Genomic DNA, 22,346 nt, shown 5'->3' with positions numbered 1-22,346 from the left:
GAAAGTTTCGGGTTTGCGGCTTGGTGAATGGCCCGGGCGGGGGTATTCGAATGCGGGCGGTGTCGGCCTGGACACGTGTATCTCATCTACTCCTGATCCTGGCCGCTCTTCTGATCGCGGCAACTCCTGCGGCCGCGCAGGTCACGGTGTGGGCCGACGATTGCGCCGGAACCGGCACCGGGACGCAGGCCAATCCGTACTGCAAGATCCAGACGGCGATCTGCGCGATCAAGGCAACCGGCGGCACCGTCAACGTCATGCCGGGCACCTATCACGAGTGCCTGAGGTTCCCGGCCAACGTCTCGGTGATCTCTACCGACGGCCCTGCCGTCACGATCCTCGACGCATCGGGTAAAGCGGGGGTCAGTACGGACTTCTGCACGATCGGGACGGAAATCCCGTACGCTGCGGTCTACTTTCCGTCGGCGGCCGGCTCGACGAGCCGGATCGAAGGCATCCACATCCAGGGCGGTGGCGGCGTCGACCAGACCTGCAGCGGTACGTGTGCCTCGAAGATCGGCGGTGGCATCCTCGTCTACGGCTCCTCGCCGACGATCACCCGCAACGAGATCGTCGGGAACACGATCAGCAGCTCAAGCTACAAGACGTACTACGGCGGCGGCATCTACATCAACGGCAACGATCCCAACGCTCCGCCGCGGCCGACCATCACGAGCAATCTCATCCAAGGGAACGCCGCCGACCCGCCGGCCGGTACGAGCCATTCCATGTCCGAAGGGGACGGCGGCGGCATCTACGTGGGGTTCAACTCGGCGCCGATCATCACCGCGAACACGATCAAGACGAACAAGGCCGGGAACCCGGCGACCCTCAACCAGTACGGCTCGGGCGGTGGCATCTCGATGTACAGCCGCGTGACGGCTCAAGACACGCGCATCAATCGGAACACGATCAGCGACAACAACGCCGCCGACTACGGCGCCGGTATCGCGTTCGGCGAGTACGACGGCGTCACGCCGGTTCAAGGGACTCGCGGTACGGTCGACAGCAACATCTTCTACATCAACGGTGGGGTCGACGGTGGCGCCGTCGGATTCACGACGTCTTTCGTCAAGTTCTACAACAATACGATCGAGAACAACAACGCCTCGCTCCACGGCGGCGGCGTGTACTTCTCGCCGGTCTCCAATGCCGGGCAGGTCGCCGACTTTCAAAACAATCTGATCACGAACAATCAGGCGACCGGAAGCGGTCTCGGCGGCGGGATCTACGTCGACAGCGCCGATGTCCCCGCCGCGAAGTTCAACGACTTCCGCGGGAACACGCCGACGAACATCGCGGGGGCGAAGACCGACGCCGACTACATCGGCGTCAACGGAAACGTCTCGGTCGATCCGCTCTACGTCAACCGGTCGGCGACCCCGCCGGACCTGCACTTGCAGTCTACGAGCCCGGTCATCGAGGCCGGAACGAATACCGTCATCGGAGCAGGATGGCTCGACTACGACGGGGCTCCCCGAATCCAGGATGCGGACTACAACGGGACGGCGACCGTCGACATGGGCGCCTTCGAGTTCCAGCCTGACTTCGACGGCGACGGTATCCCGGATTACCTCGATCCCGACGACGACAACGACGGCGTGCCGGACGTCTCGGACTGCGCGCCGCTCGACAAGGGGATCTCGCAGCCGCCGGCGAAGGTCGACAACGGCCTGCGGATCGACAAATCCGGGAACACGGCGACCCTGAAATGGCATCACGCGTTTCAAGCGCCGACCTACAACGTCTACCGCGGCACCTTCGGGGGTGGATTCCCGTTCGCCTACAACGAGACCTGCTTCGACACCGAGAACATCGCGCGCACGATCACGGACGGTGCGGTGCCGACGCCGGGCAACGGCTTCTACTACATCATCTCGAGCCGGAACACGTGCGGGGAATCGGCGGCGGACACGAACGGTCAAAACGTCGATCACACGCCGTCCCTGACCTGCTCGACCGCCAACCGCAACAGCGACGCGGACACGCCACGCGACCTGGGGGACAACTGCCCGGCGACGACGAACGCGACCCAAGGCGACGTCGACGCCGACTCCGTGGGCGACGCCTGCGACAATTGCCCGAGCCTCGCGAACGTCGATCAGGCCGACACCGACGGTGACGGCCGCGGCGATGCCTGCGACAACTGCATCAACGTCGCCAATCCGACCCAGACCGACACCGACGGCGACGGCTTGGGCGATGCCTGTGACAATTGCATTTCAGTTCCCAACCCAACTCAGGCCGATAACGACCACGATGGGCTGGGTGACGCCTGTGATCCGGACGACGACAACGACGGCGTCCCCGACGTCAGCGACAACTGCCCGTTGACCCCCAACCCGAGCCAGGCGAACAGCGACGGTGACAGTCTCGGCGACGCCTGCGACAACTGCCCGACCGTGACGAACGCCAACCAGGCGGACTCCGACGGCGACGGCGCCGGCGACGCCTGCGACAACTGCCCTGGCGTTCCGAACGTCGGCCAGGCCGACACCGACGGCGACGGCCGCGGCGATGCGTGCGACAACTGCCCCGGCGTCTCCAACGCGAACCAGATCAACAGCGATGGCGACACGCTCGGCGACGCCTGCGACAATTGCCCGACGGTCGCGAACCAGAACCAGGCCGACGCCGACTTCGACGGTCGTGGAGACCTCTGCGACAACTGTCCCACCGTGTCGAACCCGAGCCAGGCGAACAACGACGGCGACACCCTGGGCGACGCCTGCGACAACTGCCCGACGGTGACGAACCAGAATCAGGCCGACACCGACGGCGACGGCAAGGGCGACCTCTGCGACAACTGTCCCACGGTCGCCAACCCGAACCAGGCCGACACCGACGGCGACGGCAAGGGCGATCTCTGCGACAACTGCCCCACCGTCGGGAACGTGAATCAGGCCGACGCCGACGGCGACGGCAAGGGCGACCTCTGCGACAACTGCCCGACGGTCGCGAACGCCAATCAGGCCGATGCCGACGCCGACGGCAAGGGCGACCTCTGCGACAACTGCCCGGCAGTCGCGAACGCGAACCAAGCCGACGCCGACGCGGACGGCAAGGGCGATCTCTGCGACAACTGCCCGACCGTGTCGAACGCCAATCAGGCCAACAGCGACGGCGACACCCTCGGTGACGCCTGCGACAACTGCCCCACAGTCACGAATCAGAACCAGGCTAACGGGGACGGCGATACGCTCGGCGACGCCTGCGACAACTGCCCCACGGTTACGAATCAGGACCAGGCCGACGCCGACGCCGACGGCAAGGGCGACCTCTGCGACAACTGCCCCACTGTCGCGAATGCGAATCAGGCGGACGGCGATTCAGACGGCAAGGGCGACCTCTGCGACAACTGCCCGACGGTCGCCAACGCGAACCAGGCCAACGGGGACGGCGACACCCTCGGCGACGCCTGCGACAACTGCCCGACGGTCACGAACCAGAACCAGGCTGATGGAGACTCCGACGGCAAGGGCGACCTCTGCGACAACTGCCCGACGGTCGCCAACGCGAACCAAGCCGACGGCGACTCCGACGGCAAGGGCGATCTCTGTGACAACTGTCCGACGGTCGCCAACGCCAATCAGGCCGACGGCGACGGTGACGGCAAGGGCGATCTCTGCGACAACTGTCCGGCGGTCGCAAATGCAACCCAGACGGACGGTGACGCCGATGGCGCCGGTGATGCCTGTGACAACTGTCCGACGATCGCAAACGCGGGTCAGCTCGATGCGGATGGCGACGGCCACGGCGACGTCTGCGACAACTGCCCCACCGTCGCGAACGTGAGCCAGGTCGACGCCGACGGCGATGGACGCGGCGATGCCTGCGACAACTGCCCGGCGATCGCCAACGTGAACCAGCTCGACAGCGACGGGGACGGCGACGGCGATGTCTGCGACAACTGCCCGACTGTGGCCAACGCGGACCAGTCGGACCTCGATCAGGACTCGGTCGGCGACGCGTGCGACTGCGCCCCGTCCGATCCCGCCCTGACGACCGCTCCGGGCGAGGTCCTCGGCCTGGTCGTCGCGAGGGGCGCGTCAACCACACTCTCGTGGGGAACGCCGCAAGGGGGCGCTTCGACCTACGACATCGTCGCAGGCCTGCTGTCGCTCATGCGGACCGGCGGCTCGGTGAACGACGCAGCCTGCCTGGCGAACGATCTTTCGGGGCCGGACTGGAACGACAACCGCCAGGATCCGGACCCGGGCGACGGCTTCTATTATCTCATCCGCGCCTCGAGCATCTGCGGAGTCTCGACCTACGGCGCCGACAGCAATGGCGTGAGCCGGGCGCCCGGGACGCCTTGCCCCTGAGTCGACCCCCAAGCGGTCCTTGTCTCCGCAGCACCTTGGCGGTATAGGACTGCGGTCGGGCTGTGGGCGTTTTCAAAATACCGCTTGGGGTTGGCCGGGCGCAGGGATTCGAGGGTGGCCCGTGGCAGCCTGGACGCGCATCGCTTACCCACTGGTGGCCATCTCTTGCATCATGGCCGCCGCTATTCCGGCATGGGGACAAGTCACGGTCTGGGTCGATGATTGCGCCGGGAACGGCACCGGGACCCAAGGAAACCCGTACTGCAAGATTCAGACGGCGATCTGCGCGATCAAGGCGACCGGCGGCACGATCAACGTCATGCCGGGCACGTATCACGAGTGCCTGAGGTTTCCTGCCAACGTCTCGGTCATCTCCACCGACGGCCCGGCCGTCACCGTCCTCGACGCGTCGGGCAAGGCCGGGGTCAGCACTGACTTCTGCACGATCGGGACGGAAATCCCTTACGCCGCGGTCTACTTCCCGTCCGCGGCGGGTTCGACCAGCCGGATCGAAGGCATCCATATCCAGGGTGGTGGCGGCGTCGATCAGACCTGCAGCGGAACCTGCGCGTCGAAGATCGGCGGCGGCATCCTCGTCTACGGCTCCTCTCCGACGATCACGCGCAACGAGATCGTCGGCAACACGATCAGCAGTCCGACCTACAACATGTTCTACGGCGGCGGCATCTACATCAACGGCAACGATCCCAACGCTCCGCCGCGGCCGACCATCACGAGCAATCTCATCCAAGGAAACGCGGCCGACCCCCCGGCGGGCACGAGCCACGCGATGTCGGAAGGGGACGGCGGCGGCATCTACGTAGGGTTCAACTCGGCGCCGATCATCACCGCGAATACGATCAAGACGAACAAGGCGGGAAACCCGGCGACCCTCAACCAGTACGGCGCCGGCGGCGGAATCGCGATGTACAGCCGCGTCACGGTTCAGGACACGCGGATCAACCGTAATTCGATCAGCGACAACAACGCCGCGGACTACGGTGCGGGGATCGCCTTCGGCGAGTACGACGGCGTCTCACCGGTCGCCGGATCGCGAGGGACGGTCGACAGCAACCTCTTCTTCATTAACGGAGGGGTGGACGGCGGCGCCGCCGGGTTCACGACGTCGTTCGTCAAGTTCTACAACAACACGATCGAGAACAACAACGCCTCGCTCCATGGCGGCGGCGTGTATTTTTCGCCGGTCTCCAATGCCGGGCAGGTCGCCGACTTTCAAAACAATCTGATCACCAACAATCAGGCGACCGGAAGCGGTCTCGGCGGCGGGATCTACGTCGACAGCGCCGGCGTTCCCGTCGTGAAGTTCAACGACTTCCGTGGGAACACGCCGACGGACATCGCAGGGGCGAAGACCGACGCCGACTACATCGGCGTCAACGGCAACGTCTCGGTCGATCCGCTCTACGTGAACCGCGCGGCGACGCCGCCCGACCTGCATCTTCAAGCGGCGAGCCCCGTCCTGGAGGCCGGAACGAACACGGTCATCGGAGCCGGATGGCTCGACTTCGACGGCGGACCGCGCATCGAGGACGCCGACTACAGCGGGACCGCGACGGTCGACTTGGGTGCGTTCGAGTTTCACCCTGATTTCGACGGCGACGGCATCCCCGATTACCTCGACCCGGACGACGACAACGACGGCGTACCCGATGTCTCCGATTGCGCGCCGCTCGACAAGGCGATCTCTCAGCAGCCCGCGAAAGTCGACAATGGTCTTCGCATCGGCAAATCGGGAAGCGTCGCGACGGTGAAGTGGCATCACGCGTTCCAAGCGCCGGCGTACAACGTCTACCGAGGATCGTTCGGCGGAGGTGTCCCGTTCTCCTACAACGAGACCTGTTTCGACACGGAGAACATCGCGCGCACGATCGCCGACGGCGCGGTGCCGGCGCCGGGAAACGGCTTCTACTACATCGTCTCGAGCCGGAACGTGTGCGGGGAGTCGGCGGCGGACACGAACGGTCAAGACGTCGATCACACGCCGTCGCCGACCTGCTCGACCGCCAACCGCAACAGCGACGGCGACACACCGCGCGACCTCGGCGACAACTGCCCGGCGACGACGAACGCGACCCAGGGCGACGTCGACGCCGACTCCGTGGGCGACGCCTGCGACAACTGCCCGAGCCTCGCCAACGTCGATCAGGCCGACATCGACGGCGACACCGTGGGCGACGCTTGCGACTGCGCGCCGTCCGACCCGAACGTGACGGCGCCTCCCGGGGAAGTTTTCGGAGTCGTCGTCGCGCAAGGCGCCCAGACCACGGTCTCCTGGAGCGTGCCGCAGGGTGGCGCCTCGACCTACGACATCGCCGGCGGCTCCATCTCGCTCATGCGAATGAGCCGATCCGTGGTGGATGCGACATGTCTCGGCAACGACGTCGGGGTGCCCGCGTGGAGCGATCCGAGGCCGGATCCCCCTCCCGAAGACGGCTTTTACTATCTCATCCGCGCTTCGAGCATTTGCGGGGTCTCGACCTACGGCACCGACAGCAACGGCGTGGACCGGACGCCCGGGGCCCCCTGCCCCTGAACGGACGGCCGTCGCGCGGTTGTCTCACCGCGGCTTCTCGTCTATAGTTCCGCGGTCTTTTCCGGCCGAAGGTACTGTTCGTCCGGGGTACGGGTGCGCCTACGGTAGGGAGAGGGGACATGAAGACGACGGGACGGGCATTGGCGGTCGTGTCGATCGCGCTGGCCATCGGCGCGGGAGTCGTGAGCTGCTCGAACGATACGCTCGATTCGGGGACCCAAGGTCTGACGGTCAACTTCGTCCCCAATCCGTCGGGGTCCGGCCGGTTCAACCGGGGAAGCTTCGACATCCGGAGCATCAGGATCCGTCCTTCGGACCCGGCCACCGCCTCCGCGTACGGCAACACGAACCTCTCTCTTCGGTTCTTGAGCTTCACCGCGGACATGACACAGTCCGCCACAACGTTCTACTCGAACGTCGCCTTGTCTGCCGGCACGTACGACGTCCGTCAGATCGTGCTGGGCAGTCCGCAGCTCGTCGACACCGGCACGCCGCCGGGAGGACCCAATTGCATCGACGGGATCGCGGCGATTCCGAGCGGCCCCGCCACCGGCCAGGTGCCGCAGATCTTCACCTACGACAACCCCGCCAGCCTGACATTCACCGTTCACCCGGGTCAGACCGTTCTCAAGATCACCGCCGACATCCCGGCCATCATCAGCTCGTATGAGAGCGCGTTCACATGCGTCAGCGATTGCGGATCGGGCACGCCGTGCTTGACCCAGTTCGACGAAGCCGCGTTCACCGCCGCCTTTCTGACCCACATCACGCTGCAATAACGGCACGGCCGATGCTGAAGGCGCCGCGGGCGCTCGTCCTGGTTCTCGCTCTCACGTCGGCCCTCGCCTGTCAGACGGTCGCCGATCCCTTCCCGCCCCAATCGGCCGTCACGGTGACCATCACGGACACCGCCGTCGCGTCGCAGCGGTTCCCGCTCCCTCAGCCGCAGATCGCGATTTGGGCCGTCGACGAGGTGTCGGTCCACGACCTCACGAATTTCAACGGGGCGTTCGATTTCCTCCGTGCGTCGCCGTGCACGTATCAGCTCAACGCGTTGGCACCGATCGCCCTGGCATCGGCCTGCCGGATGTCGGGGCTCTCCCTTCTGCCGGTGCCGACCACGACGGGAAAGATCCGCATCTCGATCTCGAGCCTCGAGCTTCGCGCGGCGGCGCGGCCCGATCTCAGTCCCGGCGGCGATCCCGACGGGGACGGCGTCCCCACTCAATCCGACAACTGCCCGATCATCTTCAATCCGGACCAGAAGAACACGAACGCGGCCACCGAGATCGGGGTCGTCGGGGACGCCTGCTCCGATCTCGACACCGCCACGCCGCCCGCTCCGACGATTCCCGACGAGGACATGGACGGAGTCCGGGACGCCGTCGACAACTGTCTGTGGTATCCGAACCCGCTCGTCGGCGATGCGACGACGCAGCCCGATCAGAACCGCGACGGGATCGGGGACGCGTGCGAGCGGATCGCGCCGGTCATCTTGCCCGGCGGCCGTTTGACGGTGGAATGCACGGTAACGTTCAAGCTGAAGCCGTCCGCGGTTTCGATCTTCCGCCTCGATTTCGGGCGACCGGGCGTGCTGACGTGCGATGCCGCGTTCACCGGCTGCTCGATTAACACGACGGCGCTCAAGCTCGAGCTCGTCGGATCGACCTCGACGTTCGACTGTTTGCCAAAGTAGGGGCCCGGCTGCGGCTCAGGTGCGGACCGGCCGCCGCCGGCGCTTGCCCGCCGCGCTCTGCTCGAGCACGGTATCGATCGACACGGCGACGGCCGACGGCTCGATCGGCTTCGCGAGACAGCGCACCGCTCCGCTCTCGAGGATCCGCGCCTCCGTCTCCGGCGTGTGGTAACCGGTCATCGCGATCACGATGGTCGAGGCGGTGTCGGGGTCGCCCTTGATCGTGCGGCAGACGTGAAAACCGTCGAGCCCCGGCATGCGGAGATCCAGGAGGACGACGTCGGGGCGGAACGTCGCAACGAGGCGCCCGGCTTCGAAGCCGTCGGCGGCCGTGGTCACTTCATATGCGTTCGGACGGTTGGCGAGACTTTCGGCAATGACCTCGCGAATCGAGGCCTCGTCGTCGACGACCAGCACCCGCGGGCGCCCCGAGCCGTCGCGCAGCTCGTCGGGAAGGGGGATGCCGTTGTCGCGCATGAACCGCGCCAGGTCGTCACGGCGGATGCGGCGGTGCCCGCCCGGCGTGCGGAATGCGGGAAGGCGGCCGGCGTTGACCCAATTGATGATCGACAGGGGCGAGACATGGCAGAGCTTCGCCGCCTCGAAGGTAGTGAAGACCGACTTTTCCCGCATAACGACGACCTTAAAGATTTTGATTTATTGAAACTAAGCAGCGCACAATATGACCCCGTTCATGCGCCCATGTCAAGAATCTTCGGGCTCTCCGTCCGCAGGCTCGCGCACGAGAATTCCGAAGTATTCGGGACGGTGAAAATCGGGCGGGTCGGCGAGCGTAGGTGACCAGCAGGTGAACTCCGCCGGCCGTCCGCGGGGGCGCTCCACACGAAAGAAATTGGCTCTGAGAATCGAGGGCGGCGGCGCCTCGAAGCAAGCCGCCCAAGGGAGCGCGATCTCGGCGCTCCAAGCTCCCGGCACGTCGCGCGCGATCCGGGCGATGAGGCCGGGCGCGTTCCAGGTGGTATCGACGCGCATGGTCGCCCGGCGGCCGTCCGGGTTATCGACGACGGCGTCGAAAAGCGTTCCCAGCGGATTGACCTCGAGCTCGAAGTACCGGACTGGGACCGACCCGCCACCGGCCAGGAAGATCTCGACGACCTCCTCCTCCCAGAGAGGCGCATCGCGCTCCGTGTGCGTCGCCCACACGTCGGTGTCGACGCAATCGAAGCGGACGAAAAGCCGCCGGCCGTCGTCCAGCACGCGCACGCGCGTCGGGTCGAGCGCGGCCCCACCGTCCTGAGCGCGCCGCAGTTCGAGCGAGGCGGCTCGCTCCCACGCGCCTGGGTCCGGAAAGCCACCCTCGACACGAGGCAGCCGTGGAATCGCGAGGCGCGGAAGCGGCACGTTCCGCACTAGCGTAGGTAGATGTCCGGGTCGTGAATCGTCATGAGAATCGACGGATCGGCCAACGGCGTGAAGCCTACCTTGAGGTAGAGGTCATGCGCGTCCCGGGTCGCGAGAAGCCACCGGCGGAGCCCTCGTAGATCGGGGTGTGCGAGCGCCGTCTCGACGAGCCAGAGGCCGAGGCCCCGGCCGCGCGCCTCCTCCGCGACGTAGACGTCGGCGAGGTACGCGAAGGTCGCACGATCCGAGATCACGCGCGCGAAGCCGATCTGGCGGTGACCGTCGAAGAGTCCGAAGGCGAGCGAGTGCCGCACCGACCGCTCGATCGTGTCGCGCGGGATGCCTCGCGCCCAGTATGACGTCGCGAGAAACGCGTGAACTCGATCGAGGTCCAGCTCATCCGGCCGGTCGCTGATCCGATAGGGAGGCCTCGTCCACTCCATGCCGTCACTCGTGCAGGCGGAAGATCGCCGCTGCGTTCCGCGTCGTGGTCGCCTCGAGCTGCTCCCACGGCTCGCCTCTCGTCTCCGCGAGCGCCGCGAGCGTGTGCCGGACGAACGCGGGCTCGCACCGCGCTCCGCGATGGGGGACCGGCGCGAGATAGGGGCTGTCGGTCTCGACGAGCAGGCGCTCGGAGGGGGTGCTTCGCGCGGCGTCGCGCACGTCGTCGGCGTTCTTGAACGTGAGCACGCCGTTGAACGCGAGCGACCAGCCGCACTCGAGGTAGGGAGCCGCCTCCTCCGGCGTCCCGGTGAAGCTGTGGATGATGCCGCGGTTCCTCGGATGGCCCTTGAGGATCGACGCCATGTCGTCGTGGGCCTCCCGCACGTGGATCACGACCGGCAGGTCGAGGCGCGCGGCGAGATCGAGCTGGCGCTCCAACCGGTCCGCCTGGATGGGGCGAGGATCGAGGTCGTAGTGGTAGTCGAGGCCGATTTCGCCGACGCCGCGGAAGGCGCCGCTCGCAAGAAGCTCGGCGAGCGACGCGAGCGCCTCGTCGAAGCGCTCCCCCGCGGCGTGCGCCGAGAAAGGGTCGAGCCCCGCGGTGGCGAAGATGAAACCTTCGTGTCTCTTGGCGAGCTCCGCCGCCCGCCGCGCGTCGTCCACCCCGGTCCCGATCGTGACGCAGGCGTCGAGCCCGGCCTCGCGCGCACGCGCGACGACCGCTTCGGCGTCGCCCGCGAATTTCGCGTGCGTGAGATGGCAGTGGGTGTCGATCACTCGTGGAAGGTTAACAGTTCACTATTCATACCGCAGCGCTTCGATCGGGTCCTGACGCGCCGCCTTGAGCGCCGGCCACATGCCGAACACGAGCCCGACCGCGGAGGAGACTCCGAACCCCAGGACGACCGACCACAGCGGGGCCGCGGCCTGGAAGTTGAACGCAGCGCGAGCAATGAAGGCCGTTCCAAGGCCGACTGCGATGCCGAGCGCTCCACCGACGCCCGTGAGCGTGACGGCCTCGACGAGAAACTGTGCCGCGATGTCGCGCCGCCTGGCGCCGAGCGCCTTGCGGAGGCCGATCTCTCGCGTTCGCTGGGTCACGTTCACCAGCATGATGTTCATGACCCCGACGCCGCCGACGAGGAGCGCGATCCCCGCGATCACGATCATCGCCGCGGCGACGGTGCCGGTGATCTGCTGGAACTGCTTCAGCCGTCCGACGCTCGTCATCAATGCGAAGTCGTTCGGCTGGTTCGGCTTCAGCCCCCGCCGCGCCCTCAGGATCGCCGTCTCCTCCTCGATGAGCGCGCCAAAGTCTTCCGCGCGCCGGGGGACGGTCGCGATGTGGATCGTGTCACCGCCGCCGTTCTTGACTTGAGGGAACTGCTCGTCGAACGCGGTGATCGGGATGGCGATGTAGTTGTCGCTGGAGCCGAAGAAGCTCGTCCCCTGGTGCTCGAAGACCCCGATGACCCGGTAGGTCTGCCCGTTGATCGTCAGCGTCTCGTCGATCGGATCCTGGAGCGGCCAGAGGGCGGTGACCACGTCGGGCCCGACGACACAGACGTGCGACGCGTGCGTGAGGTCGGCCTCCGAGATGAAGCGGCCGTCGTCGACGAAGTGGACGTTGGCTTCCGGGTAGTCGGGCGACGCCCCGAACACGAGCGGCCCGTTCGCCTCCCGGCGGCTCGCCTTGACCGTCGGCGGATCGCCGAAGAGATAACGCTCCGGCGAGACCGCCTTGACGAGCTTCGAGAGGTGCTTCAGGGCCAAGGCGTCGTCGATCGTGAGGTCGCGACGCCTGCGCTCCTCCTCGGGCCGTCCGTCGGGCCCTCCGTTGAAGCGGGGCTCGAACTTCTGGAATTGGACGAGATGCGTCCCGAACGCCGTGAACGACGCCGTCACCTGATTGTTGAACCCCACGACGAAGCTCACCATCATGATGACCGTCGCCACGCCGGCCATGACGCCGAGAAGCGTCAAGAAAGACCTGAGCTTCTGCGAAGCCATCGCGCCGAGCGCGAAGCGCACGTTCTCCCAGGTCGACCGCCGGACGATGCCGCGGGTCACGTCTCGTCCCGGAGCGCGTCGACGACCGGGAGGTTCGACGCATTGCGTGCCGGCCAGTAGCCGGCGACGATGCCGACCGTCGTGGCGAGGCCGAGGCCCATCCCGACGATGCCTGCGGTGAGCTGGGCCGGGAAGTTGAACTGCTGCCGCACGACGAAGGGGACGAGCGCGCCGATGACGACCCCGAGGAGCCCGCCGACGGCGCTCAGGATCGCGGCCTCGAGAAGGAACTGGCGGCGGATGTCCCGCTTGCGCGCCCCGAGGGCCAGACGCACGCCGATCTCGCGCGTTCGCTCGACCACCCCAACGAGCATGATGTTCATGATGACGATCCCGCCGACGCCGAGCGACACCGACGCGATGAGGAACGTCAGGATGAACGCCGCGGCCGAGATCTGGCGCCAGAGATCCTGGAGCGATTCGGCGGTCACGACGCCGAACGGATCCGGCTGCTTGAACGACGTGTGGCGCAGCGCGCGGAGCACCGCTCGCACCTCGTCGATCGAGGCGTCGACGCCGGGCACGCCGCCTCTCGCTTTGACGAGCATGTCGATCGAATTGCGCGTACCCCAGGTCTTGCGATACGTCGAGAGCGGCACGTAGACGTGGTTGTCCTCGGTCTGGCCGAGGACGTTGCCCTGCTGCGCGACCACGCCGACGATGCGGAACGGCACGCCGTCGATCGTGAACTCGCGGCCGATCGGATCCTGTCGTGGGAACAGCTCGTCCTTGACGTCCCATCCGATGACGGCGACGGCGCGCGACGCGCGCTCGTCCGCGTCTGCGAACCACCCGCCTATCTCGATGTCCTTGCCGAGCAGCTCGGCGTAGTTCGCCGTGCAGCCGTGGACCGGCGTGTCGGCGAGGCGCTTGTCTTTGTGCTTCACCGGCGACCGGCTCACGACGTCCGCGGCGAGAGCGACGGCGTGGGTCAGCGTCGTCTCGAGGCGCTCGACGTCGCGCGGCGTGAAGTTCGGCCGCTTGAGCGCGTCCAGGAACTCCTCGCGCGAGCGGATGATCCCGAACTTCGTCACGACGTAGACGTCGGGCGCCAGCCGGATGACCTTGTCCTTGACGTAGGCGTTGAGCCCGGAGATGACCGACGCCACCCCGACCACCGTCGTGACGCCGATGATGATCCCGAGGAGGGTCAGGAAGCTCCGGAGCTTGTGCGCCCGGAGCGACGCGACGGCGGTGCGTAGGAGCTCGGCGAGCGACACGTCAGCCTCGCGGCGGCCCCGATTCGTCGGGCTTCTCCGCGCGGACGAGATCGCCGGCTTTCAGGTCGCGGAGGACCCGGAACGGTCCGGTGACGAGCGTCTCGCCCTCCTTGATACCGTCGACGACCTCGATCGACAGCTCGCCCAGGAGGCCGGTCTTGATCGCCTTGAAGACGACCTTGCCGCTCTCGACGACGTAGACGCCTTCTTCTTCCTTGGGCGGGCCCGCGGCCTTCGGCTCGCCGGCCGTCGCCGGCGCGTCGCGGACGACCATCGCCTGGAGCGGCACGGTCAACACCTTCGAGCGGAAGCCGGTGAGGATGTCGGCCTGGACCGACAGGCCGGGCTTGATCCCCGGCGGCGGATTCTTGAGCTGGACCTTCACCTTGAACTTGATCGCCTCGGCGGCGCCGACCGCGGTGGTGATCGGCGAGTTGCCAACCTCCGTGACGGCGCCGTCGAACGTCTGGTTCGGGTAGGCGTCGATGTGGATGCGCGCCGCCTGGCCGAGCGCCACCGAGGGAATCGAGGTCTCGTCAATCTCCATCTCGGCCTCGACGACCGACATGTCCGAGATCGTGAGGAGGACGGTGCCCGGCTGGTTCTGCACGCCGATGACCGCAACCTCGCCCTCCTCGATGCGCTTGGCGGTGACGACACCGTCCATCGGGGCGCGGATCGTCGTCTTCGACAGCGTGTCGGTGCTTCCGTCGACCGCCGCGTGCGCCTGCTCGATGCGGTGCTGAGTCGCCAGGATCGACGCTTCGCCGCTCGTCACCGCGGTCTTCGCCCGCTGAAGGTCGGCGTCGGCGAGGATCCCGGCCGCGTGGTTCCTCTCGGCGCGGGTGAAATCGGCCTTCGCCTGCTCGAGGTTCGCGACCGCGGCATCCAGCTCCTTCTGGAGAGCCTCCATGGACGACTGCGAGCCGCGAGCGCTGGCGCGATAGTTCGCGGGATCGAGCTGGAGGAGGAACTGCCCCTTCTTGACGACGTCGCCTTCCTTCACCGCGAGCTGAACGACTTGCCCGGGAACGGTCGCGGAGATGTCGACCTTCTTCGTCGCCTGGATCTTCCCGTTCGCACTGACCTTCGCCTGGAGGTCCTGCCGATCGATCTTCGACATCTGGACCGGCTTCGCCTTCGGTCCGCGCGACATGGCGGCGCCGACGATCACCGCCGCGACGACGACGACCGCCAGGAGGACACCGACCCAGACCACTTTTCGCCGTTTCGTCACAACGACACCCTCGCCGGCCTCTCGCCCGCTCCACTAGGTACGGCCGAAGCACGGCCACGGTTTCAGGGGATCGGTGTAGCCTGGCGCCATGACCGACACACCGATCCTTTATGTAGGCGAGAAGAACATCTCCACGTGGTCCATGCGGGCGTGGGTTGCTGCGACCTGGAAGGGAATTCCCTTCGAAGAGCGGACGATCAGCCTGGCGGCCGACAAGGACCGGAAGAGGCGGCGCGAGGTCTCCCCGACGGGGAAACTGCCGGTCCTCCACCATCGCGGAATCGTCATCCCCGACTCGCTCGCGATCTTCGAATACTTCGAGGAAGCGTTTGCTCCGCCCGCCTACCGGTCGCTCTGGCCCGCCGACACGGCCGAGCGCGCTCGCTCGCGGTGGCTCTCCGCGGCGATGCATTCGGGCTTCATGAAGATCCGCGAGGGCATGTCGTTCAACCTCTGCTTCCTCGATCCCGTACCCGAGGCGTCGGCGGCCGCGCGGCAGGAGTCGGTCGAGGTCCTCGATCTTTGGGAGTCGCACCTCGTCCGCGGAGGCCCGTTCCTCTGCGGAGCCTTCAGCGGCGCCGATGTCATGTACGCCACGATGGCGGTACGCCTGCTGGCGTTCAAGATTCCCACCGATCGGCATCCGCTCGCGCGTGCGTACATGGACGCGCTCATGCGGGAGCCGGCCGTCGCAAGCTGGCTCGATGGCGCGCGCAAGCTCCAGCCGGTCGCCGCGTACTGACGCTCACTCGGCGCGCAGCACCTCGATCGGCCGCTTCCTGAGGGCGCCCGCGCTCGCGGCGATTCCCGCGCCGATCGCGAGGAGCGCCGTCGCCGGGGGGGCGACGGCGAGGACCACGGGGTGCCACGCCCATTCGAGCTCCATGACGCGCGTGAGGACCGCCCAGGCGAGGACGGTGCCGGCGGCGGTGCCGACGATCCCCGCGACGAGCCCGATGAGCGCGAACTCGATCGCAAAGATCCCGACGACGCCCTTCCGCGTCGCCCCGAGCGTCTTCAGCACCGCGACCTCGCGTCCGCGGAGGTGCGCGTTCGCGCCGATCGCGCCGGCCAGGATTGCGACGCCCGCCGCGACCGCGAACCCGCCGAGGAGGCGGATCCCGAGGCCGAGCCGCTCGAGGACGGCCGCGACCTTCTCCACGATCTCGCGCACGCGTAGCATCGTGACGTTCGGCGTCGCCGCCGCGAGCGCGTCCTGCACCGCCTGCTCGGCGTCCGCGGGCAATCGCGCCGCCGCGACCCTGAGCTGCGGCGCGTCGTCGAGGACGCCGGGCTCGACGACGAGGAAGAAGTTGATGCCGAAGCTCTTCCACTCGACGGTGCGCAGGCTCGTCACGACGAGCTCCACCGGCACGCCCTGGACGTCGAAGACGACCTTCGAGCCGAGCTTCGCCCCCATGTCCCGCGCGAAATCTCGCTCGATCGAGATCTCGGGACGCGGGTCGCTCCAGAGCTTGCCCGCGACCACGACGTTGTCCTTCGGCAGCGCCTGGAGCGACGTGAGGTTCTGCTCGCGCGTGAAGATCCAGCGCCTCCGCCCGTCGTCCTTCGCGCGCTTGGCGAGATCGGCGGCGGGAATGCCGTCGACCGAGCTCAAGCGTGCGCCGATGATCGGCACGCTGTTCACGCTGGTGGCGCCGTGCGCCTCCAGGATCGATCGCACCTGCGGCCACTGGGCGCCCTTCAGGTCGACGAGGAAGACGTTCGGCGCGTCCTTCGGCAGATCCGCCCGAAGACGCTCGGCGAGCCCCCGCTGAACGAGAGCGATCGCGACGACGACGAGCACGCCGAGGCCGAGCGCGGTGAGCGCCGGGAGCGTGCCGGCGCCGGGCCTCCCGAGGGAGGCGAGGCCGTGACGGACCACGACGCGCACGCGCGCCTTCGACGCGCGAACGACCGCCGCCGAGAGAAGGCGCGAAGCACCGGCGAGGACGGCGGCCGCCGCGGCCATCCCGACGACGAAGACCGTGGCCATCTTGAGCGATTGCGCTTGCGCGTAGGCCGTGGCGAAGACGCCGCCGGCAATTGCGACGCCGACGCCGAGGCGCGCCACGGCGCCGGGGACCAGCGGATCCGCATCGCGCCTGAGAACGCGAAGCGGCGGCACGCGCCGCGCGGAGGAGAGCGCCGGCGCGCTGAAGAGCGCCGCGACGCCGGTCCCGAGGACGATCCCGCGGGCGGCGGCGGCCGGCTGCCACATCGACACGCTGAGGGCGGGAAGTAGCCCGGCGAGGAATCGTGGCGCCGCCGCGAGGAGGGCCGTTCCGAGCGCAACCCCGGCGATACTGCCCGCGAGCCCGAGGATGAGCGTCTCGCCGGCGTAGAGCACGACGATCTCCCGAGGACGAATCCCGAGGCAGCGCAAGATCGCGATGGCGTCGAGCCTCGTCGCGAGCCACGCTCGCACCGTCTGCGCGACGCCGATCCCCCCGAGGACGAGCGACACGAGCGCCACGAGACCGAGGAACCGTGCGACCCGCCGGATGCCGTCGCGGAGCGCGGGCTGCGCGTCGGTGTACGTCTGGACGCGTACGCCGCTCGCCGCAGGCACCGCGGCGCGGAGGCGCTCCGCTTCCTTCTCGACGTCGCGCTCGGGGAGCCGGAGGAGGATCCGCCGGTCGACGCGGCTGCCGAACCCCTCGAGCGACGTTCGCCCCAGGCCGTCGAGGGAGACCATGACCCGCGGTCCGAGCGAGAACGACACGTTGACCTTGTCGGGCTCCTTCACGATCACACCGCGGACGGTGAACGGCTGTCCGCCGATGCGAAGAACGCTGCCGACGGAGAGGTGGAGCTTCGACGCAAGCTCGGGCGCGACGAGCGTGCCGTCGGCATCGAGCGACGCGCCCGCGGGCCGCGGCGGATCCACGACGAGATCGCCGTAGAGCGGGTAGCCGGCCTCGAACGCTTTGAGGAGGACGAGCGCCGACGGTCCCGGTCCGCCGCCTTCTCCCGGAACCGAGACGACCGTCGCCAGCTCGCGCAATCCGGAGACGGTGACGTCCGTCCGTCCCTGCGCGAGCGCCGCCACGCTCTCGAGCACCGGCGCGGGGAGCGGCGACTCCGACGACACGGCGATGTCCGCCGCGAGGAGAGGCTTGGCCTCCGCGCGGATCGCGCGGTCGATCCCCGACGACATCCCCGAGACGGCGACGATCGCGGCGACGCCGACCGAGAGGCACGCGATGAAGAACGTCACCCGGATCGCCGAGCCCCGCGCCTCGCGCGCCATGAGGCGGAATGCCAGCGAGAGCTTCAAACCGCCGTCTCCGCGGTGCGCCTCTCGTCGCGATCGATGCGACCGTCCGAGAGGTGGATGCGGCGGTCGGCGCGCGACGCGACCTCGACGTCGTGGGTGACGAGGACGAGCGTCGTGCCGCCCTCGCTCCTGAGGCTCTCCATCGTCTCGAGGACGGCGCGGCCGGTCTCGCGATCGAGGTTGCCCGTCGGTTCGTCGGCCAGTAGGATGCGAGGTCGCGGGCCGAACGCACGTGCCAGAGCGACGCGCTGCTGCTCTCCGCCGGAGAGCTGCGACGGGTAGTGATGGCCGCGCGCGGCGAGACCGACGGCGGCCAGGAGCGACGCGGCCCGATCCTTCGCCCCCGGGATCTCCGCCAGCTCGAGCGGGAGCAGGACGTTTTCGAGGGCCGTGAGATTGCCGAGCAATAGAAACGACTGGAACACGAAGCCGATCGCGCGGCGCCTCAGGATCGCGAGCGCATCCTCGCTCAGGCCCTGGATCGGCGTCCCATCGAGCAGAACCTGCCCCTCCGAGGGCCGGTCGAGCCCCGCGATGAGCCCGAGCAGCGTGGACTTCCCGCTCCCCGACGGACCTAGGATCGCCACGAACTCTCCCGCGCCGATCGTGAGATCGATGCGGTCGACGACGGTGAGCACGCGTCCGCCCGAGGGCAGGCGCCGCGTCAGTCCTTTGAGCTCGATCCTCGGCGTCGCGCTGGCGCTCATCTCCTTCAGCGTAGCCCATGCCGCCACCACCGCGACCGATGCCCCGCTCGTGATCTTCCTCGGCGACAGCCTGACGGCGGGGTACGGGCTCCCCGGCGATCACGCCTTCCCGACCCTGGTCGCGGAGGCGCTCCGGGCGCGCGGCAAGCCGATTCGCGCCGTCAACGCGGGCGTCAGCGGCGACACGACGACCGGCGCCCTCGAGCGCCTCGATTGGCTCCTCAAGCAGCGGCCCGACGTCCTGGTCGTCGAGCTCGGCGCGAACGACGCGTTCCGCGGACAGCCGGTCGAGCGGATCGAAGCGAACATCCGTGAGATCGTCCGCCGGGGCAAGGCGGCCGGCGCGCGCGTCCTCCTCCTCGGCATGAGGATTCCGACGAACTACGGACCGGAGTACGCCGATGCGTTCGCCGCCCTCTACGTACGCGTCGCCAAGGACCAGCACGTGGAGCTGATGCCGTTCCTCCTCGACGGGGTCGGCGGGCACGCCGACCTCAACCAAGGCGACGGAATCCACCCCAACGACGCCGGCGAGAAGATCGTGGCCGACCACGTCGTCGCCTACGTCGAGCGCGTCCTGGGAGCCGCTCGATGACGGCGCTCCTCCTCGCCGCCGCGCTCGCCGCGCAAGCTCCCGAGATCCGCTGGCAGCCCGAAGCGCTCGAAGTGCTCGCGTCGATGGGCACCGCCGCGGCGCACGTGAACGACTACACAATGATGCTCGTCAAGCGCGAGCTGCGCGGGACCGAGCTGGACCCCGAAGAGACGCTCCTCGTGAAGTGGCAGCGGCCGCAGCGGATTTACCTGCGCGAGCTCGAAGGGCCGCGCGAAGGCCAGGAGGTCCTCTACGCCACCGGCTGGAACAAGAACCGGATCAAGGTCCACCGCGGATCGTTCCCGGCGATCAACCTCAACCTCGACCCGTACGGGACCCTCGCGATGGCGCACGCGCACCACGCGGTGCCGGAGGTCAGCCTCGTCCGCTTCGTCGACCTCGTCCTCGACAACGCGCACCGCGCGCAAGCGAAGAACGTCGGCACCGGGGCGGTGGTCGCGCACGAAACGCTATGGGGACGCCCGGCTACGAAGCTCGAGCTGACGACGCCGCCAACCGGCACGAGCCCGACGCTCAAGAAGGGTGAGACGCTCTGGGACGTCGCGCGCGCGACGGGTCAGGACATGTACGTCATCCTCCACGCGAACCGCGCGCGCCAGTGGCGCCAGGCCGATCATCCGAACCCGGGAGACGCCGTCATCGTCCCAGAGTTCTACGCGGGCCGGCTCGTCCTGTGGGTCGACGACGCGCTCCACCTGCCGCTCCAGGCCGACCTCTACGACCAGGAGGGCCAACTCTACGAGCACTACGAGCATCGCGATCTCGCGGTGAACGTCGGGCTCACTCCGGCCGATTTCGATCCGAAGAACCCCGCCTACCACTTCTGAGACTTCCCACGGGAATCCGGCTACAATCGGCCTACATGAGCAACGGGTCCGAATCGACTTCCGAGGCGATCACGAGCGGCGTCCGTGTCGCGGTGCGCGCGCGTTTCATCCCGGAGCGCTCGAACCCGGGCGACGGCGAGTGGTTCTTCGCCTACACGATCAAGATCGCGAACGAGAGCGACAAGACGATCCAGCTCCTGAGCCGCCACTGGATCATCACCGACGGCGACGGGAAGGTCGAAGAGGTTCGCGGTCCGGGCGTCGTCGGCCAGCAGCCGATCTTGAACCCGGGGCAATCGTTCGAGTACACCTCCGCATGTCCGCTGCAAACGCCGTTCGGGGTCATGCAGGGCAGCTACCAGATGGTCACACCCGGAGGCGATCACTTCGACATCACGATCGCACCGTTTTCCCTGCACGAGCCCTACGCCATCAACTAGCTCGTGTCACGACTTCAAGGAGACAGCATGAGACGCCTCGTCGTGCCGTTCGTCCTCGCGGGGCTCGCCGCCGGATGGGTCGCCGCCGCGGATCCCGCCCCCGCGCCGAAGCCTGCGGGCGCGAGCAGCGCCCCCGGCGATCCCAAGTCCGAAGAGGAGAAGACGTTCTACGCGCTCGGCCTCTTCCTGGCCCAGCGCGGGCAGCTCCAGAACTTCGGGTGCAAACCCTCCGAGGTGGCGATGATCCAGGCCGGCCTTGCGGACGGGGCCTTGGGAACCGCACCGAAGGTGGATCTCCAGACGTATTTGCCCAAGGTGCAAGCGATCGCGACGGAGCGCTTCGCGGCGAACAAGTCCGTGACCGCCGCCGCCGAGAAGAAGAAGTCGAAGGAGTTCCTCGACAAGATCGCCGCGAAAGAGAGCGTGAAGAAGCTCCCCGCGGGCGAGCTCATCGAGACGATCACCGAAGGCAAGGGCACCGGGCCCGTTGCCGGCGACAACGTCAAGGTGAACTACAGGGGAACGACGATCGACGGGAAAGAGTTCGACTCCTCCGAAAAGCACGGTGGCCCGTCGACCTTCCGGATTGACCCGAGCAACCTCGTCAAGTGCTGGTGCGACGCGCTCGAGTACATGAAGCCGGGCGGAAAGGTGAAGCTTTACTGCCCGTCCGATCTCGCGTACGGCGACGACGGGCACGGTCCCGACATCCCGCCGGGTGCGGCGCTGGTGTTCGACCTCGAGCTGCTCGAAATCGTGAAGTAGGAAATCAGGGGACAGCTTCCGAAACTCGAAGTGCAGAGTTTCGGAAGCTGTCCCCTCTGGAAATTCGATAGCTGTCCCCTGATTTCCTCAGCCTTCCTGCCGCAGAAGCATCGTCGTCGGATCCATGACGAGCGAGAGCTGCGAGACGTCCGGGTTGTCGTGATCCTTGAGGACGTTCAGGTGCACCGCGCGGCCGTCGTGCGCGAAGTAGACGATCACCGCGAGCTCGTTCGCCAGGTGCGCCACAGGCTCGGGGATGCCGCGCGCGTCGCGCGGGTCGGTGTGGTGCGTGTGGGCGGCCATCCAGAATTCCGCCTTCAAGGTCTCGGCGATCCGGCGCAGCTCGGCGAGCTCATCGCCCGTCGCCGCGGCGAAGTCATAGCCGTCCATGACGACGGCGACCGGCACGAACCCCATGGTCTCGCGCAGCATCGCGATGTGCGCGCGCAGGTGTTCGACCGAGAAGGTGTCCTTGAGATAGGCCTTGATGTGGCGATGGCTCTCGATCTCGCGCCGGACCTCGTGGACGTCCTCGAGGGCGCTCGCCTCCGCGAGGTCGTGGAAGATCTCGTCGTAGTACTCGCGCACGTGCTCGATCGTGCGCCCGATCGTGACGTGGAGCACGCGCCGGCCGCGCATGAGGTCGTCGAGCGCGATGTCGACGAGGAATGCGGTCTTGCCCATCCCGTGGCGGGCGACGACGACGCCGAGGTTCCCGGCGCCGAGACCCCCGTGAATCGAGTTCTCGAAGACCCGCATCGGACTCCGGTCGGTCAGCTCTTTCAGCAGCATGGGGTCTCCTC

19 protein-coding genes are annotated in these 22,346 nt (G+C 67.6%); 9 read left to right on the top strand and 10 right to left on the bottom strand.

Going from position 1 to position 22,346, the window contains the following annotated elements; translation table 11 throughout:
- The first annotated feature begins 59 nt into the window (after nucleotides 1–59).
- From VFV19_11010 to VFV19_10995, 4 genes are all read left to right on the top strand, one after another.
- Nucleotides 60–4,325: a thrombospondin type 3 repeat-containing protein gene (locus tag VFV19_11010; protein HEX4824837.1), complete on the top strand. Its 4,266-nt coding sequence runs from the start codon at nucleotides 60–62 to the stop codon at nucleotides 4,323–4,325.
- Between the two features lie 154 nt (nucleotides 4,326–4,479).
- A complete protein-coding gene (locus VFV19_11005; GenBank protein HEX4824836.1) occupies nucleotides 4,480–6,879 on the top strand; it encodes a right-handed parallel beta-helix repeat-containing protein in 2,400 nt (799 codons plus the stop codon).
- A 119-nt stretch (nucleotides 6,880–6,998) separates the two neighbouring features.
- Complete coding sequence (locus tag VFV19_11000) at nucleotides 6,999–7,658, top strand: hypothetical protein (GenBank protein HEX4824835.1); 660 nt, start codon at nucleotides 6,999–7,001, stop codon at nucleotides 7,656–7,658.
- Nucleotides 7,659–7,669: 11 nt separating this feature from the next.
- The gene (locus VFV19_10995; protein HEX4824834.1) at nucleotides 7,670–8,575 is read left to right on the top strand and encodes a thrombospondin type 3 repeat-containing protein; all 906 of its coding nucleotides are present in this window, start codon (nucleotides 7,670–7,672) and stop codon (nucleotides 8,573–8,575) included.
- Between the two features lie 15 nt (nucleotides 8,576–8,590).
- Here VFV19_10995 and VFV19_10990 read toward each other — a convergent pair whose 3' ends face one another.
- The 7 genes from VFV19_10990 to VFV19_10960 all read right to left on the bottom strand — a co-directional run bounded on the left by VFV19_10990 (nucleotide 8,591) and on the right by VFV19_10960 (nucleotide 14,908).
- Nucleotides 8,591–9,208, bottom strand: coding sequence for a response regulator (locus VFV19_10990; protein ID HEX4824833.1), 618 nt, complete (start codon nucleotides 9,206–9,208; stop codon nucleotides 8,591–8,593).
- Between the two features lie 72 nt (nucleotides 9,209–9,280).
- Entirely contained in the window at nucleotides 9,281–9,937 is a 657-nt protein-coding gene (locus tag VFV19_10985) for a carbohydrate-binding family 9-like protein (GenBank protein HEX4824832.1), read from the bottom strand.
- 8 nt (nucleotides 9,938–9,945) lie between these two features.
- The gene (locus tag VFV19_10980; protein ID HEX4824831.1) at nucleotides 9,946–10,380 is read right to left on the bottom strand and encodes a GNAT family N-acetyltransferase; all 435 of its coding nucleotides are present in this window, start codon (nucleotides 10,378–10,380) and stop codon (nucleotides 9,946–9,948) included.
- Between the two features lie 4 nt (nucleotides 10,381–10,384).
- Nucleotides 10,385–11,158, bottom strand: a complete 774-nt coding sequence (locus tag VFV19_10975) for a TatD family hydrolase (protein ID HEX4824830.1) — start codon at nucleotides 11,156–11,158, stop codon at nucleotides 10,385–10,387.
- A 21-nt stretch (nucleotides 11,159–11,179) separates the two neighbouring features.
- Nucleotides 11,180–12,451, bottom strand: coding sequence for an ABC transporter permease (locus tag VFV19_10970; GenBank protein HEX4824829.1), 1,272 nt, complete (start codon nucleotides 12,449–12,451; stop codon nucleotides 11,180–11,182).
- Nucleotides 12,448–13,671 carry an ABC transporter permease gene (locus VFV19_10965; GenBank protein HEX4824828.1) on the bottom strand — a complete coding sequence of 408 codons (1,224 nt, stop codon included), beginning with the start codon at nucleotides 13,669–13,671 and terminating at the stop codon, nucleotides 12,448–12,450. Before VFV19_10965 ends, VFV19_10970 begins: the two co-directional genes overlap by 4 nt.
- A 1-nt stretch (nucleotide 13,672) precedes the next feature.
- The gene (locus tag VFV19_10960; GenBank protein HEX4824827.1) at nucleotides 13,673–14,908 is read right to left on the bottom strand and encodes an efflux RND transporter periplasmic adaptor subunit; all 1,236 of its coding nucleotides are present in this window, start codon (nucleotides 14,906–14,908) and stop codon (nucleotides 13,673–13,675) included.
- An 88-nt stretch (nucleotides 14,909–14,996) separates the two neighbouring features.
- Here VFV19_10960 and VFV19_10955 point away from each other — a divergent pair, with 88 nt between their 5' ends.
- A complete protein-coding gene (locus VFV19_10955; protein ID HEX4824826.1) occupies nucleotides 14,997–15,650 on the top strand; it encodes a glutathione S-transferase N-terminal domain-containing protein in 654 nt (217 codons plus the stop codon).
- 3 nt (nucleotides 15,651–15,653) lie between these two features.
- On the opposite strand, the gene VFV19_10950 is transcribed toward VFV19_10955, so the two are convergent.
- Together VFV19_10950 and VFV19_10945 are read right to left on the bottom strand one after the other, a co-directional pair.
- A complete protein-coding gene (locus VFV19_10950) occupies nucleotides 15,654–18,188 on the bottom strand; it encodes an FtsX-like permease family protein (GenBank protein HEX4824825.1) in 2,535 nt (844 codons plus the stop codon).
- On the bottom strand, nucleotides 18,185–18,895 hold the full coding sequence (locus tag VFV19_10945; protein HEX4824824.1) for an ABC transporter ATP-binding protein: 711 nt from the start codon (nucleotides 18,893–18,895) through the stop codon (nucleotides 18,185–18,187). Before VFV19_10945 ends, VFV19_10950 begins: the two co-directional genes overlap by 4 nt.
- Between VFV19_10945 and VFV19_10940 the strand changes: the two genes are divergently transcribed.
- Genes VFV19_10940 through VFV19_10925 form a run of 4 tightly spaced genes read left to right on the top strand, consistent with a single transcriptional unit; the run spans nucleotide 18,861 to nucleotide 21,543 of the window.
- Nucleotides 18,861–19,490: an arylesterase gene (locus VFV19_10940; protein HEX4824823.1), complete on the top strand. Its 630-nt coding sequence runs from the start codon at nucleotides 18,861–18,863 to the stop codon at nucleotides 19,488–19,490. The two genes, VFV19_10945 and VFV19_10940, sit on opposite strands and share 35 nt — an antisense overlap.
- Nucleotides 19,487–20,338 carry a DUF1571 domain-containing protein gene (locus VFV19_10935; GenBank protein HEX4824822.1) on the top strand — a complete coding sequence of 284 codons (852 nt, stop codon included), beginning with the start codon at nucleotides 19,487–19,489 and terminating at the stop codon, nucleotides 20,336–20,338. Before VFV19_10940 ends, VFV19_10935 begins: the two co-directional genes overlap by 4 nt.
- Nucleotides 20,339–20,373: 35 nt before the next feature.
- On the top strand, nucleotides 20,374–20,778 hold the full coding sequence (gene apaG / locus VFV19_10930) for a Co2+/Mg2+ efflux protein ApaG (GenBank protein HEX4824821.1): 405 nt from the start codon (nucleotides 20,374–20,376) through the stop codon (nucleotides 20,776–20,778).
- 27 nt (nucleotides 20,779–20,805) lie between these two features.
- On the top strand, nucleotides 20,806–21,543 hold the full coding sequence (locus VFV19_10925; protein ID HEX4824820.1) for an FKBP-type peptidyl-prolyl cis-trans isomerase: 738 nt from the start codon (nucleotides 20,806–20,808) through the stop codon (nucleotides 21,541–21,543).
- A gap of 87 nt (nucleotides 21,544–21,630) precedes the next feature.
- Here VFV19_10925 and VFV19_10920 read toward each other — a convergent pair whose 3' ends face one another.
- The gene (locus tag VFV19_10920; GenBank protein ID HEX4824819.1) at nucleotides 21,631–22,335 is read right to left on the bottom strand and encodes a hypothetical protein; all 705 of its coding nucleotides are present in this window, start codon (nucleotides 22,333–22,335) and stop codon (nucleotides 21,631–21,633) included.
- Nucleotides 22,336–22,346: the final 11 nt, after the last annotated feature.

The organism is Candidatus Polarisedimenticolaceae bacterium (assembly GCA_036275915.1).
Classification (GTDB): Bacteria; Acidobacteriota; Polarisedimenticolia; order Polarisedimenticolales; family DASRJG01; genus DASRJG01.
This window is presented reverse-complemented; position numbering and strand designations above follow the sequence as displayed.

Excerpts from the sequence above, each read along its gene's own strand:
- VFV19_11000 (HEX4824835.1), top strand. The coding sequence starts at position 6,999 with ATGAAGACGACGGGACGGGCATTGGCGGTCGTGTCGATCGCGCTGGCC.
- VFV19_10995 (HEX4824834.1), top strand. The coding sequence starts at position 7,670 with ATGCTGAAGGCGCCGCGGGCGCTCGTCCTGGTTCTCGCTCTCACGTCG.
- VFV19_10990 (HEX4824833.1), bottom strand. The coding sequence starts at position 9,208 with ATGCGGGAAAAGTCGGTCTTCACTACCTTCGAGGCGGCGAAGCTCTGC.
- VFV19_10980 (HEX4824831.1), bottom strand. The coding sequence starts at position 10,380 with ATGGAGTGGACGAGGCCTCCCTATCGGATCAGCGACCGGCCGGATGAG.
- VFV19_10955 (HEX4824826.1), top strand. The coding sequence starts at position 14,997 with ATGACCGACACACCGATCCTTTATGTAGGCGAGAAGAACATCTCCACG.
- VFV19_10945 (HEX4824824.1), bottom strand. The coding sequence starts at position 18,895 with ATGAGCGCCAGCGCGACGCCGAGGATCGAGCTCAAAGGACTGACGCGG.
- VFV19_10935 (HEX4824822.1), top strand. The coding sequence starts at position 19,487 with ATGACGGCGCTCCTCCTCGCCGCCGCGCTCGCCGCGCAAGCTCCCGAG.
- apaG (HEX4824821.1), top strand. The coding sequence starts at position 20,374 with ATGAGCAACGGGTCCGAATCGACTTCCGAGGCGATCACGAGCGGCGTC.
- VFV19_10925 (HEX4824820.1), top strand. The coding sequence starts at position 20,806 with ATGAGACGCCTCGTCGTGCCGTTCGTCCTCGCGGGGCTCGCCGCCGGA.
- VFV19_10920 (HEX4824819.1), bottom strand. The coding sequence starts at position 22,335 with ATGCTGCTGAAAGAGCTGACCGACCGGAGTCCGATGCGGGTCTTCGAG.